The organism is Gloeobacter violaceus PCC 7421, from assembly GCF_000011385.1.
Taxonomy (GTDB): domain Bacteria; phylum Cyanobacteriota; class Cyanobacteriia; order Gloeobacterales; family Gloeobacteraceae; genus Gloeobacter; species Gloeobacter violaceus.
In genome coordinates this window covers 1,948,427-1,962,522 of sequence record NC_005125.1, presented here as the reverse complement: position 1 = coordinate 1,962,522, position 14,096 = coordinate 1,948,427, and the positions used below count along the sequence as shown (strand labels likewise).

At 60.5% G+C, this 14,096-nt stretch carries 14 protein-coding genes and 1 pseudogene; 4 read left to right on the top strand and 11 right to left on the bottom strand.

Features of this window, described 5'->3' with window-relative positions; all coding sequences use genetic code 11:
* Nucleotides 1-4 precede the first annotated feature (4 nt).
* Entirely contained in the window at nt 5-697 is a 693-nt protein-coding gene (locus GLL_RS09550; protein WP_011141840.1) for a DUF4276 family protein, read from the top strand.
* Between the two features lie 177 nt (nt 698-874).
* On the opposite strand, the gene GLL_RS09545 is transcribed toward GLL_RS09550, so the two are convergent.
* Both GLL_RS09545 and GLL_RS09540 read right to left on the bottom strand, forming a co-directional pair.
* A complete protein-coding gene (locus tag GLL_RS09545; protein ID WP_011141839.1) occupies nt 875-1,939 on the bottom strand; it encodes a TIGR03032 family protein in 1,065 nt (354 codons plus the stop codon).
* Nucleotides 1,940-2,064: 125 nt separating this feature from the next.
* Nucleotides 2,065-3,786: an integrin alpha gene (locus GLL_RS09540; protein WP_164928870.1), complete on the bottom strand. Its 1,722-nt coding sequence runs from the start codon at nt 3,784-3,786 to the stop codon at nt 2,065-2,067.
* Between the two features lie 294 nt (nt 3,787-4,080).
* On the opposite strand from GLL_RS09540, the gene GLL_RS09535 reads away from it, so the two are divergent.
* Nucleotides 4,081-4,251, top strand: a complete 171-nt coding sequence (locus GLL_RS09535) for a hypothetical protein (protein WP_164928869.1) — start codon at nt 4,081-4,083, stop codon at nt 4,249-4,251.
* A 214-nt stretch (nt 4,252-4,465) separates the two neighbouring features.
* Here GLL_RS09535 and GLL_RS23675 read toward each other — a convergent pair.
* From GLL_RS23675 to GLL_RS23435, 4 genes and pseudogenes are all read right to left on the bottom strand, one after another.
* Nucleotides 4,466-4,627: pseudogene (locus tag GLL_RS23675) on the bottom strand (transposase); the annotation flags it as partial.
* A gap of 124 nt (nt 4,628-4,751) precedes the next feature.
* Entirely contained in the window at nt 4,752-5,243 is a 492-nt protein-coding gene (locus tag GLL_RS23440; RefSeq protein ID WP_164928867.1) for a transposase, read from the bottom strand.
* Nucleotides 5,185-5,646, bottom strand: a complete 462-nt coding sequence (locus GLL_RS09520; protein WP_011141835.1) for a transposase family protein — start codon at nt 5,644-5,646, stop codon at nt 5,185-5,187. Before GLL_RS09520 ends, GLL_RS23440 begins: the two co-directional genes overlap by 59 nt.
* Before the next feature lie 323 nt (nt 5,647-5,969).
* Complete coding sequence (locus GLL_RS23435) at nt 5,970-6,104, bottom strand: hypothetical protein (RefSeq protein ID WP_269446176.1); 135 nt, start codon at nt 6,102-6,104, stop codon at nt 5,970-5,972.
* Nucleotides 6,105-6,168: 64 nt separating this feature from the next.
* Between GLL_RS23435 and secA the strand changes: the two genes are divergently transcribed.
* The gene (gene secA, locus GLL_RS09515; RefSeq protein ID WP_011141834.1) at nt 6,169-9,027 is read left to right on the top strand and encodes a preprotein translocase subunit SecA; all 2,859 of its coding nucleotides are present in this window, start codon (nt 6,169-6,171) and stop codon (nt 9,025-9,027) included.
* 3 nt (nt 9,028-9,030) lie between these two features.
* On the opposite strand, the gene GLL_RS09510 is transcribed toward secA, so the two are convergent.
* The 5 genes from GLL_RS09510 to fmt form a co-directional block, all read right to left on the bottom strand.
* Complete coding sequence (locus GLL_RS09510; RefSeq protein ID WP_011141833.1) at nt 9,031-9,309, bottom strand: hypothetical protein; 279 nt, start codon at nt 9,307-9,309, stop codon at nt 9,031-9,033.
* 79 nt (nt 9,310-9,388) lie between these two features.
* Nucleotides 9,389-9,661, bottom strand: a complete 273-nt coding sequence (locus GLL_RS09505) for a hypothetical protein (protein WP_011141832.1) — start codon at nt 9,659-9,661, stop codon at nt 9,389-9,391.
* A 157-nt stretch (nt 9,662-9,818) separates the two neighbouring features.
* On the bottom strand, nt 9,819-11,117 hold the full coding sequence (locus GLL_RS09500) for a hemolysin family protein (RefSeq protein ID WP_011141831.1): 1,299 nt from the start codon (nt 11,115-11,117) through the stop codon (nt 9,819-9,821).
* A 69-nt stretch (nt 11,118-11,186) separates the two neighbouring features.
* Nucleotides 11,187-12,050, bottom strand: a complete 864-nt coding sequence (locus GLL_RS09495; RefSeq protein ID WP_197530154.1) for a universal stress protein — start codon at nt 12,048-12,050, stop codon at nt 11,187-11,189.
* 111 nt (nt 12,051-12,161) lie between these two features.
* Nucleotides 12,162-13,094 carry a methionyl-tRNA formyltransferase gene (gene fmt, locus GLL_RS09490; RefSeq protein ID WP_011141829.1) on the bottom strand — a complete coding sequence of 311 codons (933 nt, stop codon included), beginning with the start codon at nt 13,092-13,094 and terminating at the stop codon, nt 12,162-12,164.
* A 171-nt stretch (nt 13,095-13,265) separates the two neighbouring features.
* On the opposite strand from fmt, the gene rpsB reads away from it, so the two are divergent.
* Nucleotides 13,266-14,090 carry a 30S ribosomal protein S2 gene (gene rpsB / locus GLL_RS09485; RefSeq protein ID WP_011141828.1) on the top strand — a complete coding sequence of 275 codons (825 nt, stop codon included), beginning with the start codon at nt 13,266-13,268 and terminating at the stop codon, nt 14,088-14,090.
* Nucleotides 14,091-14,096 lie beyond the last annotated feature (6 nt).

The window sequence follows — 14,096 nt, the reverse complement described above, 5'->3', positions numbered from 1 at the left end:
CCGGATGTCCAGACTACTGGTACATGTTGAAGGACAAACGGAGGAAACCTTTGTCAATGAAATACTCGGTCCACATCTTCTCAGTCATGGCTATACCAGTATCAGCGCTCGCCTATTAGGTAATTCTCGTAACCGCCTTCGCCGCGGCGGCATTCGTGCTTGGCAGGCAGTTCGCAAAGATATAATCAATCATCTTCAAGGAGATCCCAATTGTTTGTCAACGACGATGGTTGATTACTACGCACTCCCGCGCACCGGAAATAATGCGTGGCCAGGCTGTGATCAAGCTGCTTTGCTGCCGTTTCCTGAGAACGCAAAGAAAGTTGAATCAGCAATGACTGTCGATGTTTGTAATCAGCTTGGAGATCATTTTGACCCAAAGCGCTTCATACCATACATAATGATGCATGAGTTTGAAGCATTGCTGTTCAGTGACTGCGAGAAGTTTGCACGAGGAATTGAACGTCCCGATTTAGTTCAAAACCTGCAGGAAATTCGCCTGCAGTTTGCTACTCCAGAGGAAATCAATGATTCTCCGCAGACGGCGCCATCACAACGTCTGAAAACACTGATGCCTGGCTACAGCAAGATTCTATTCGGAAAATTAGCCATCTTGGAAATTGGTCTCGATGCCATCCGTGAAGAGTGCCCGCATTTTAAACAATGGCTGGGGCAACTGGAAACTTGCTTGAGATAGACAATCACCTCGATTGCTGATACTGTATTGTCCGCTTGTAAGCACTACGGTTAACATGGGCATGCGTGCCTCCATGTAGTTACAGGAGTTGACACATTCTGAGGAAACAGACCGTTCCAAGCGCTGCCGAGGCCGCTGGGGGCGTTTACCTTATGCAACTCGTCATTGGTGTGGCCCTCACAGCGATTGCGGCTCACCCACCGACAGCAACCGCCGGATCTCATCGCTGACAAAACCGATCGCCATCGGCCGACGCACTCCCGGAAGGACTGCCACATCGTACAACTCTTCGATCATCTCCCCCTCGATGCGCAGCCAGTGCACCGTGTCCCCGCGCCTGAGGTCGATGACCACCAGCCCGCAGCGCGCCCCCACCCCTTCTTTGTTCAAACGCTCCTGCAACTGCAGTCCCGAAAACGCCCGGTCCCGCCGCGGCTTCGAGAGCCCCGCCACCGCGAAATCGCCCCAGAAGGCCAATCCCCGCAGGTACCCCGGACAAAACGCCACCGCCACGAACTTGCCTGCTTTGGTGTCCACATAGCCGAATTCGCCGCTGCCCGAGTTGTGCAACCAGAGCCTTCCCCGGTACCACCGCGGCGAGTGGGGCATCGACAGGCCCGCCACCACCACTTCGCCGCTTGCCACCTCCACTGCGCAACCGCCCGTCCTGCGGTGTTCGCGCCAGCCGTCGCCCACGTCCGTGCGCGAGACCGCCGTCACCCAGCCCGGCTTGCCGTCGTCGCGCATCGCGAGGCCATTGAGGTGGCAGCGGTCCTCGGCGGCCAGGCGGCTGATGAAAGGCGGTTGCCAGAGGGGGGCGAAGCTGTGGGTGGGGCTGACGGTGGCCAGGCAGGAGAAGAGCGTGTTGACGAAGACCGGGCGGCTTGTGGCGTCGACGGCCAGGTCGTGGGCGTCGATGTCGCCTGTGACCCAGCCGACGCGCGGCACGAAGCAGCGGTCGTAGCCCTGGTGGGTCTCGCCCTGCTCCAGGACGTTCTCGAAGCGCCAGATCTGGTAGAGGGTGCCGAGACAGAGGCTTTGGGCGTCGGTCCACAGCCCGAGGCAGCGGTTGAGGGTGCGCTCGAACAGCGACAGTCGGCCGTCGGGCTGGAGACCGATGAGGAAGAGCTTGCCGGCCTGGTAGGTGGTGAAGGCGAGGGCGAGTTGTTGTTCGGCGAGCCAGTTGGGGAACTGGCGGGAGGGGGCGAATTCCAGGCGGGCAGGGGTATCGGGCTGGGTCATGCGGTCCTGATGGCACCGGGAGGGTAGGCGGGGTACCGATGGCAGGATGGTACCGGCCGGGACCGCCCGTCAAGGGTGAAGCTGGGTGGGGAGCGCAGGCGGCGTTGCCCCCCGATCAACCGCAGCTAAGGGGTGTGCCCGGCAGCTTCCAGGTCCGCCAGTTCCACCGGTTGGCCGTTGCGCTTGCCGAACACCACGTAGCTGCGACCGGCATAAGACAGACCGTCCGGGTCGGCACGGGAAGCTCCGACGATGACATCGTCTAGTCCGTCGCCGTCGACGTCCCCCGCCCCGCTGACAGAATAGCCGGAGGAATCGTAGTCATTGCTGCCGTTGATGGCAAAGCCGTCCCGGCCGGTGCCGCTTTCGATTGCCGCCAACTCGACCGGTTGGCCGTTGCGCTTGCCGAACACCACGTAGCCGCGACCGGCATAAGACAGACCGTCCGGGTCGGAAAAAGGAGCCCCGATGATGACATCATCGAGTCCGTCGCCGTCGACGTCCCCCGCTCCGCTGACAGAACGGCCGGAGGAATCGTAGTCATTGCTGCCGTTGATGGCAAAGCCGTCCCGGCCGGTGCCGCTTTCGATTGCCGCCAACTCGACCGGTTGGCCGTTGCGCTTGCCGAACACCACGTAGCCGCGACCGGCATTGTACCGACCGTCCGGGTCGGAAAAAGGAGCCCCGATGATGACATCATCGAGTCCGTCGCCGTTGACGTCCCCCGCTCCGCTGACAGAAAAGCCGGAGAAATCGTAGTCATTCCTGCCGTTGATGGCAAAGCCGTCCCGACTGGTGCCGCTTTCGATTGCCGTCAACTCGACCGGTCGGTTGTCGTGCTTGCCGAACACCACGTAGCTGCGACCGATATTAGAAGACGGTCCGTCCGTGTTGGCACCAGTAGCCCCGACGATGACATCGTCTAGTCCGTCGCCGTTGACGTCCCCCGCCCCGCTGACAGAAAAGCCGGAGCGATCGGTCTCATTGGCGCCGTTGATCACGAAGCCGTGGCGGCCGGTGCCGCTTTCGATGTCTGCCAACTCGACCGGTTGGCCGTTGCGCTTGCCGAACACCACGTAGCTGCGACCAGCAGTAGATCGTCCGTCCGGGTCGGCACCGGAAGCCCCGACGATAAGGTCGTCCAGTCCGTCGCCGTTGACGTCCCCCGCCCCGCTGACAGAAAAGCCGGAGTCATCGAAGACATTGTTGCCGTTGATGGCAAAGCCGTCCCGGCCGGTGCCGCTTTCGATTACCACCAACTCGACCGGTCGGTTGTCGCGCTTGCCGAACACCACGTAGCTGCGACCGATATTAGAAGACAGACCGTCCGTGTTGGCACCAGTAGCCCCGACGATAAGGTCGTCCAGTCCGTCGCCGTTGACGTCCCCCGCCCCGCTGACAGAAAAGCCGGAGCGATCGTACTCGTTGCTGCCGTTGATGGCAAAGCCCGTCCGGCTCGTGCCGCTTTCTATTACCGCCAGTTCGACCGGCTGTCCGTTGCGCTTGCCGAACACCACGTAGCTGCGACCGGCATAAGACAGACCGTCCGTGTTGGCACCAGTAGCCCCGACAATAAGGTCGTCCAGTCCGTCGCCGTTGACGTCCCCCGCCCCGCTGACAGAAAAGCCGGAGTGATCGAAGACATTGCTGCCGTTGAGGACAAAACCCAGGCTCCCGCCCACCCGGGTCTCCACGGCCCCCGGCGGCACCTGCGCCCCCACCGGTGATAGGGCAACTGCCCACCACCACACCCCCAACGACGCGCTCAACCACCCTTGCCAACGGCGCGGCGCACGCGGGCGGGCCGTTCGACCGCCGACCAAGAACGACAGAATCGTTGTTTTCATACTCGTCCTCTCGCTTTCGTTGGAAAGGGACCGCCTCACAGTAGCGGACGCAGGAGGAAAACGCTGTGCCGAACCCGACATTGTCCAGGGCGTGCGGGTTGTCCACCCGAATTCAGCATTCAAGCAGCACCTGACATAGAACAGGGTATCGATACCGCTGCCTACCGGCACGGCGAAGCCGACACATTTCCCCTCCCCCAGTCAAATACTCCCACCAATCGGCAGGCGGTATAGCGGGAGTGGTTTACTCGGCGACTTCCAGTTCGAAGCTTGGAGAGTGAAGGGGCGCCCCCAGTGGCCGTCTTCGTGCTGCTCCGCAAGGCGAAAACCCGCCCGGTCGTAGGGCTGCCGGGCTGCTGCGAGACCCGCGAAGGCCCAAAGGTGCACCCGGCGGTGGCCGCTCGCCCGGCAATACTCGAGGGCAGCGCCCATGGACATCTGCCGGTGGTCGAGCGGGTTGCGTAGGTACCAGCGCACGCACAGCACGATTCAGATCCGCCTGAAAATGTCGCCACTTGATATAGAGAAAGGCGACCAGAAGGTGTGCGCTTCAGCATGTCCGGTCTTTGCAACGGAGCCCCCTCCAGGGCTCAACTGCCGAGCAGGACAAGGCCGAGGGCACTGCCTGCGCTACGCAATTCCTGATCAAGCGTGGCCAACGGCACAGGCTCTCCTGAGTTTAAGGTGAGGCGCAACCTTTCTTGGCAAAGCAAGCGAGCAACCGTAATCGCAGATTCCTGAAATTCGTGAAGCCGTAGCCCTGACGCTTAATTAGCTTAATACGGTTGTTGATCCCCTCCATCACTCCGCTACTTGAACGGCTTAAGAAGTAGTTGCATATCCTCTCGAAGTGCTCCGTTATTGTTTGCACTACCCGCCCATATACCTTCCAAACTTTTAACCCAAACTTTTAACAGCCACACTTCCAATCGCTGCTGACCTTCCTCCAGCGTCCGGCTTGTCTCTTAAATCGAACGGAACTCTTCTTTGTATGCATAGGCTTTGCGCAGCCGCCGGCTGCTCTTCAGGCGTGTTTCTAACTCCTCCTGCTCTTCGATACTTAAATCCACCCCGTTTTTGAGTAGGCAGGCTTGCTCTTTGCACTTTCTAAAGCCGCACTGTTTAGCAATCTTCTTCACCGCCTCGACCACCATCCGCGTCCCATGGAAACGGTCGTAGACGATCACGGCTTTGGGAAATACTTGCTGCACCACTTTTGTGAAGCCGCCCCACATATCAATGCTGACCTCCCTCACTGCTTGACGAACCTTAAAAGGCTGCTGTGACAAGCTTTCAATAATTCCTTTTTGTTTATGACTGTCCACAACTTCCAGCAGTTCTCCAGTCTCGATGTCGCTGACTACCGTCTTGAAATCATGGCCACGACGCATACTAAACTCATCGATGCTGATGCGCTTTACTTCGCCCCAGTCTTTTTTTTGACTCGACTGCCACATGCTCAAATATTCCCCGCACTGCCTCCGGGCTGATTCCTTCTTCGCGGGCAATTTGTTCGAGGCTGGAGTGCTGAACACGCTCGTAAACATCTTCTTCAAAACGGCGGGTGTGTCGCCGACGCCAATCCAGAAACTCGAGTTTCTCGGTACAGTAGCGTTGACAAGCTTTGCAATAGAACTGCCGCCGAGGAATCCTTAGAAACACAGGCTTCTTGCGCATCATCAAATCTCTGACTTGTAATGGACGTGCCTGATGCTGAATATCAGTGAGTTGTCCGCAGCCCGGGCAGAGAATTTCTTGGGCTAGAGGTTGCAAGTAGAAGAAAATGCCCAGTTCATTAATTGACTGTCGCTCGACATAAACGTTGGGCAGATCGAGTAACTGAGTCAGTTCAATGCTCATAGGACAAATGTGCGCTGCTATACAGCTTACACCATCGACTCAGGAGAGCCACCTGTTTCTTTAACGGCCTCGTCAAAGAGCAGCTTGGCGGCAGCCATAGCTAGAGCAGTGGAGGGTTCCATCAGTCTCCTCATAAGTATGTAGAATCGCCCTCATCTTACATTCCTATGGACGGAGTTATGCATTTTGTGACGGCTTGCCACATGTATCGCAAAGGGTAATATTCGTCCCTTGACAGTCGTAGCAAATCCACGGCGCAGCCCCCACTGTGGCGGCTCTCCTGAATGTTCCAACCACCGGCAGCCTGTCGCGGCTGCCGGAGTTCAACTGCGGTAAGGTCTGGAGACACTCTTGTAACGACTCGCTTTGCGCACCGCCGCCGGGTCAGTCTGGTTCGGGTGCCTGAAGGTTTTTGCTGCGGGATCGAGCAGAGCCTGCTTGGCCACTTTAGGCGTCATCGTCACCCAGGGTGGGCGGTGGCATTGGGGTAAGATCGGTGGTATCCGGAATCTGGTAGACAGTATGGCTTGGTGGAACAAACTCTTCGGCGATCCGCAGGAGCGCAAGGTCAAAAAGTATCAGCCGAGGGTGGCCGAAATGAATGCCCTCGAAGCCGAGGTTGCCGCCTTGAGCGACGACCAACTGCGCGCCAAGACCGCCGTGTTTCAAAAACGCGTTGCCGACCAGCTTCAGGGTGTGGACCTCGACGCGCTTGAGATCCGCGAGCGGCGGCGCCGGATCGACGTGGCCCTCGACGGGGTGATCAGCGAAGCGTTCGCCGTCGTGCGCGAGGCGGCCAAACGGGTCATCGGTCTGCGCCATTACGACGTGCAGCTGATCGGCGGCCTGGTGCTCCACGAAGGTCAGATTGCCGAAATGAAGACCGGCGAAGGCAAGACGCTGGTGGCCACCCTGCCCGCCTACCTCAACGCGCTCACCGGCCGGGGTGTCCATATCGTCACGGTCAACGACTACCTCGCCCGCCGCGACTCGGAGTGGATGGGGCAGGTGCACCGCTTCTTGGGGCTCAGCGTCGGGCTCATCCAGCAAAGTATGACCCCGAGCGAACGCGCCCAAAACTACGCCGCCGACATCACCTACGGCACCAACTCCGAACTGGGCTTCGACTACCTGCGCGACAACATGGCCACCAACGCCGGCGAGTTGGTGCAGCGTTCCTTTAACTACTGCATCATCGACGAAGTCGATTCGATCCTCGTCGATGAGGCGCGCACGCCGCTGATCATCTCGGGGATGGTGGCCAAGCCCGCCGAGAAGTATATGCGTGCCAACGAAGTGGCAACGGCTCTGGAGCGCAACACCCACTACGAAGTGGACGAGAAGCAACGCAACGTTACCCTCACCGACGAGGGGTTCATCGCCGCCGAGCAGATGCTGAGCACCGAAGATCTGTTCAGCCCCCGCGATCCGTGGGCGCACTTTGTCTTCAATGCCGTGAAGGCCAAGGAACTCTTTAACAAGGACGTGCAGTACATCGTCCGCAACGACGAAGTGGTGATCGTCGACGAATTTACCGGCCGCGTCATGCCGGGCAGGCGCTGGTCGGAGGGGCTCCACCAGGCGGTGGAGGCCAAAGAAATGGTGACCATCCAGAACGAGACCCAGACAATGGCCTCGATCACCTATCAGAATTTTTTCTTGCTCTACCCAAAGCTTGCGGGCATGACCGGCACCGCCCTCACCGAAGAGGCCGAGTTCGGCAAGATCTACAGCCTCGAAGTCACGGCCATCCCCACCAACCGCAAAGTTGTCCGCACGGATATGTCCGATCAAGTCTACAAGACCGAAAACGGCAAGTGGCAGTCGGTGGCTGCTGAGATTGCCGAGATGAACAAGAACGGGCGCCCGGTACTGGTGGGCACCACCTCGGTCGAAAAATCCGAAGTGCTCTCGGCCCTGCTCAAAGAAAAGGGTATCGCCCACAACCTGCTCAACGCCAAGCCCGAGAACGTCGAGCGCGAATCGGAAATCGTCGCCCAGGCCGGACGCAAAGGCGGGGTGACAATCGCCACCAATATGGCCGGTCGCGGTACCGACATTTTGCTTGGGGGCAATCCCGAATACATGGCGCGCCTCAAGCTCAAGGAGGTGCTCTTTCCGGCTCTTGTGATCGACGATGAGGATGCCTTCTCGCCGATGATGCGTTTGCTGAACAACGGCAACAGCCGCGGCACCGGTTTTGCGGCGACGAGCAAGAAAAAAGCTCTGCCGAAGGCGGAGATCTTTCCTTGCGAGTTGAGCGAGTCTACCAAACAACAACTCAAAGCGGCCGTCGATTATGCCGTCGCGATGCTGGGGGCCGATTCGCAACCGGCTTTGCAGGTGGAAGAATTGATCGCTGTCGCCTCGGAGAAAGGCCCCACCGACGACCCGGTCATTCAGCACCTGCGCGAGATCTACCGCGCCATCTACAAGGAATATCAGGTCGTCACCGACCGCGAGCACGACGAAGTCGTCAAACTGGGCGGCCTGCACGTGATCGGCACCGAGCGCCACGAAGCGCGGCGGGTGGATAACCAGTTGCGCGGCCGTTCCGGCCGCCAGGGTGACCCCGGTTCGACGCGCTTTTTCCTCTCGCTGGGCGACAACCTCCTGCGCATCTTTGGCGGGGAGCGGGTGGCGGGTCTGATGGAAGCATTTAAAGTCGAAGAGGACATGCCCATCGAATCGGGCCTGCTCACCAAGAGCCTGGAGAACGCCCAGCGCAAGGTGGAAACGTTCTACTACGATCAGCGCAAGCAGGTCTTCGAGTACGACGAGGTCATGAACAACCAGCGCAAGGCGATCTACGCCGAGCGTCGCCGGGCGCTCGAAGGCCAGGACCTGAGCGCCGTCGTGCGCGAATACATCGATCAGACCGTCGATGAGATCGTCCGCGCCCACGTCAATGCCGAACGTCCCCCCGAAGAGTGGGAGCTGCCTGCTCTCATCCAGGACCTGCAGCAACTCATTCCGCTGCTCGAAAACCAGCTCGACGCGGTCAAGCTGGGTGAATTCTCGGCGGTCGAACTGGAGGAAGATCTCAAAAGCCAGGCCCTGCTCGCCTACGAGACACGTGAAGAATATATCAACGCCATCCAGCCCGATCTGATGCGCGAAGCCGAGCGCTACTTTATCCTCAACCAGATCGACACCCTCTGGCGCGAGCACCTGCAGCAGATGGACAGCCTGCGCGAGATGATTGGTCTCAGGGGCTACGGCCAGAAAGATCCGCTCATCGAGTACAAAAACGAGGGCTACGAGCTGTTTCTGCAGATGCTCGTCGAGGTGCGCCGCAACGTCGTCTTCGCGCTGTACCATTTCCAGCCCCAGTACAACCCGCCCATCGATCCGGACTACGTCGATAGCGAGTACGTCTAGGGGCTACTCCACCTCGAAGACCTCGACGGTGGCGATCGTGTTGATGTCTACTGAGCGGCGCTCCAGATCCGCCTCGTAGTGCAAAAACTCGGTGCCGTCGCGGGTCTCAAGGTCGATTGGCATCACAATAAAGTGCTCGTCGGAACCTTTGAGCACCATTTTGAGCTTGCGCTTGAGGGTAATGGCCGCTTCGAGCACATCGACTTCGCCGCAGCGGTCGAGTTCGCTGTAGACCGGTTCGGGCATACCTTCGATGCGATCGGCGTGCATTTCGTCGCTCATAGCTTATCCGTAGAATGCTTGTGGACGCTTCATTGTAAAAACCCCATCCTCCGGCTCCTTCCTCCTGAAGGTGCAAAATTCAGGACAGCGGAAAATCTTCATCGTCAAGAACGAAATACCCTTCCATCAATTGCACGACCTGCCCCGGTTCGAGCGATTCGAAAACCGACCCGGCCGTATACCCGGCCTTGCGGTACTGGGCCAGGGTTGCAAGCGGACCGGCGGCGGCGTCAAAGCTCAAGGTGCCAATCGCATCGCCGGGATTGTTGTAAAGTTCAGTGGCTTTCCAAAAAATTGCGGTCGTTTGCTCGCGGCCGATGATCTGTAAATCGTCCACGTCCAGTCTTTGCATCGGAATCGCGGGTGTCGTCGGGTCGGGCTCAGTTTAACAGAGCCGCATCCGCAATCAATGCCCTGCTGCGAGTCGGGAGCAGCAATCGGGTTGCCTCTCTCCGCGGCAGTTGGTGTACGGGTCTGGCGGCCGGTTCGGATGGCATCGATCGGGGCTTTTATGCTTCTTCTTGCTCGGGTTCCGGCAGGGCGCGCACGGTGATGCGCTGGCCGTCGGGCAATAATTCCAGTTCGAAGCGGTCGACTTCGACGCGCTCGCCCTCTTTGGGGGCGCGTTCCAACGCCGCCTCCATCAGACCGCGCAGGGTGAGGGCGCTGTCGCGCGGCAGTTCGAAGTCGAGGACATTGTTGACCGTGGCGATGCTCGTGCGCGCCAGAAAGATCCCCGAACCGTCCTCAAGTCGCTCGTACTCCGTTTCTTCCTCGGCGTCGTACTCGTCGCGGATTTCGCCCACGATTTCTTCGAGCAAATCTTCGAGGGTGACCACCCCCGCCGTGCCGCCGTACTCGTCCACCACCACCACCAGATGGGTGCGCTGCAACTGCATCTCCCGCAGCAGACCGCCTGCGAGCTTGCTGTCGGGTACGAACTGCACCGGTCGGGCGATTTCGCGCACGGCGAGGGTCGCCTCCTGCTGCGGGTTGAGGGCGAGCAAATCCTTGGCGTGCAAGATGCCGATGATCGTGTCGATGGTCTCGATATAGACCGGCAGACGGGTGTGACCCGACTGGGCGGCAATCGAACGCGCCTCCGGGATGCTGGCGTTTGCCGAAATGCTCACCAGTTGCACGCGCGGCACCATCAGCGTGCGCACCGGCCGGGTGTTGAGCGCCACCGCGCCGTAGATGATCCGCCGCTCCTGCTCGCCCACCGTCCCGGACTCCTCCGCCAGGTCGATGGTGCTTTTGATCTCAGCCAGGGTGATGCCCACCTCCGACGGCAACTTGTTCTGGCCGCTCAGGCGCACGATCAGATCCGTTACCCCGCTCAGCAAGCGCACCAGCGGCGAGCTGACCCGAGCCAACCAGTCGATCGGGTAGGCGACGGCGAGGGCCACCGCCTCCGCCGACCCCAAGGCGATGCGCTTGGGGACAAGCTCGCCCAAAATCAAGCTCAGCAGTGAAACCGCCGCCGTCACCACAAAAAACGCCAGCTGCTCGCCCCAGGGACCGACCCGTGGCACCAGCAGTGCGGCGAGGGGTGCAGACAGCTGCACCGCGGCGGTCGCGGAGGTGAAAAAACTCGCAAAAGTCACCCCGACCTGGATGGTGGCCAAAAAGCGGGTGCTGTCGTCGCTGAGCTTCTCGACCAGGCGGGCGCGGCGGTTGCCCGCGTCGATGAGCACCTGCAGCCGTGCCCGGTTGATCGACACCAGGGCGATCTCCGCCGCAGCAAAAAAGGCGTTGGCTGCAATGAGTAAAAAAACCAGGCCGAGCTGTACTGCCAGCGAGTCCATCAAAAGGCAACGAAGTGGGGCCTGTTCTGATCATAGGCGCTTAGCGCAGCGGTCGCGGAGCGGGTGAATTTACTCGGCGGTCTTTTGCAGCAGCACCGGGCAGTTCGCGTTGGTGCGCACGTAATCGGAGACCGAGTTGCCCAGCAGCCGGTCGAGGTCGGGCAGGTTCTTGGCGATGGTCGGACGGCGGTCCTGGCAGCCCAGCACCAGCAAGTCGGCGCCGTTTTCTTCGGCCAGACGGCAAATTTCGGCTCCGGGGCTGCCGACGCCGTAGATCGAACGGCAGGAGACCCCCTGCTGGCGGGCGACCCCGGCGGCGGTGGCCAGCAACAAACTTTCTTCTTCAGGTTGGACGAGCTTGCCCGTCTCGCGCGGATCGAGCGGCCGGGTGCGCACGCGGATGAGCAACAATTCGCCGCCATCCACCTGGCGCACCAGCTCGATGGCAGTCTGCAGGGCGTACTTGGAGGCCATCGTGTCGCTAATGGCTACAGCGACGCGGTTGATCCGGTTGGCGTAGTAGCCGTCGCGCAACAGCAGCATCGGACAGGAAGCCCGCTGGAAGACGTACTGGCTCACCGAGTTTTTGAGAATGGCCACCAGACTATTGAGACCGCGCGAACCCATCAACAGCAGCGAAGCGTCCACTTCCTCGGCCACCAGGCAGACCACGTCCTTCGGGTCGCCCGTGCGCAAGATCGTGCGCATTTCGTACTCGGAACCCAGGGCCAGCTCAGCCACCGCCTTCTCGAGCAACTGCCGACCCCGGGCCAGATCGTCGCCGTGCTTCTGGGCGGACGGGGTGTTCTTCGCCACGTGCAGTGCGGTGATCCGCGCCCCGCGGCTGCCGGGAAGCTCCAATAGCGCCTTGAGCATCTGCACCGGCGCCGGGGACTCTTCGATCGCAAGCAAGATGTTTTTTAGCAGCGGCATGGCGTGCTCTGGGATACACATTCAGCAGTGTAGCAGGCTTGTTTGCACGCGCCACCGGGCGCCAAAGACATGGCACCTTTTCTTGAGAATGCACCGACTCGGGGGATACCTCTAGAGGCCCAGGCTCTCCCCAGGCATCAGGCGGCAGCCGTTGGCGTAGTCCCAGGCCGGTTGCTCCTTGCCGCCGGCCGGCTGCACCCTGGTGAGTAAGAGTGCGCCATCGCCCGTCACGACCTCGAATCCCTTAGATTTGATGACATGAATGATTGCGGAAGGCTGAAATTGTTCTGAACCAGTGCTTGTCAATTCAGCGGCGAGCAGCCGCAGGCGGCTGCCGCGGTGGAATGTATGGGTGTAAGGATAGAACGCCCGGATCTGGTTGCGGATCTGGCGGGCGGACTGGCCCCAATCGACGAGGTACTGGCCTTTGTCGATGAGAGGAGCATAGGAACTCAGGCTGTCGTCCTGGGGTTCGGGGGTGATGCGGTCGAATTCGCGCAGCGTCTCCAGCAGCAGCCCGGCGCCGAGGTGGGCCAGTTGGGCGAGCAGTTGTTCGCCAGTGATGTCCTCGTCGATGGGTACGGCGATTTTTTTGAGCATCGGACCGGTGTCGAGGCCCGCCTCCATGAGCATGGTGGTGATGCCGGTCTCGGGTTCGCCGTGGTAGATGGCCCACTGCACGGGGGCGGCCCCCCGGTACTTGGGAAGCAGCGATCCGTGCACGTTGATGCAACCGCGCCCGGGCATATCGAGTACGCGCTGCGGCAGGATCTGGCCGTAGGCGGCCACCACAAAAAAGTCGGCCTGGAGCGCTTCGAGGTGGGCCAGGACCTCAAGGTCTTTGCGCAGACGGTCGGGTTGAAATACCGGGATGCCCCGGCTCTGGGCAATCGCTTTGACCGGCGGGGGGGTGAGCCTGTTGCCGCGGCCCTGGGGGCGGTCGGGTTGGCTGACGGCGGCGACCACCTCGATCTCGCGGGCGGCGAGGAGCGCTTCGAGAGTCGGAACGGCAAATTCGGCGGTGCCGAAGTAGACGACGCGCATAGAACGGCCCGGCAGCAACGCCTTCCAGTATCGCCCCGGCGGGAGCCGCCCTGGCGGGGCGCGGCGCTTATCCGATAGACTAGGTTGGCCAACTACACTGCACACCCTGAAATTCGGGTGCGCCTTCGGGCGTGTCTTCGGGGTGGAAGTTCAACCCGATTGGAGAACAATATGAGCGTTGTCTCGCTGCCGCAAATGCTGGAAGCCGGTGTCCATTTTGGACACCAAACCCGCCGCTGGAATCCCAAGATGCGGCGCTATATCTTCACCGACCGCAACGGCATTCACATCATCGATCTCACCCAGACCGCCCACCTGCTCGACGAGGCCTACAGCTATCTGCGCGAAGCTTCGGACCAGGGCAAGAAAATCCTCTTCGTGGGCACCAAGCGCCAGGCGGCTCCCGTCATCGCCCAGGAGGCCAAGCGCTGCGGTATGTTCTGGGTCAACCAGCGCTGGTTGGGCGGCATGCTCACCAACTGGGATACGATCCGCACCTCGGTCGACCAGCTCAAAGAACTCGAAACTATGGAGGCCAACGGCACCCTTGATCTGCTGCCCAAAAAAGAAGCGTCGGTGACGCGCAAGAAACTGGAGCGGCTCACCAAGTACCTGGGCGGCCTCAAAAATATGCGCCGCAAGCCTGATATTCTGCTGGTGGTCGATCAGCGCCGCGAGCAGAACGCCGTCATGGAAGCGCGCCGGCTCAACATCCCGATCGTCTCGCTTCTCGATACCAATTGCGACCCGGATCTGACCGACGTGGGCATCCCGGCCAACGACGACGCCATTCGTTCGATCCGGCTCATCGTGGGCAAGTTGGCGGATGCCATCTACGAAGGTCGCCACGGGCAGCTCGAAGATTTCTCCGAGGAGGAGCCGGTGCCGGCCGCCGCCCCTGTGGCGGCGGTGGCGGTGGCGGTGGCCGCTCCCGCCGAGGCGGAATCGGAAGATAAAGGCGAAGTGCTCTACTCGTTCGACGACGAAGAAGAATAACTGGCG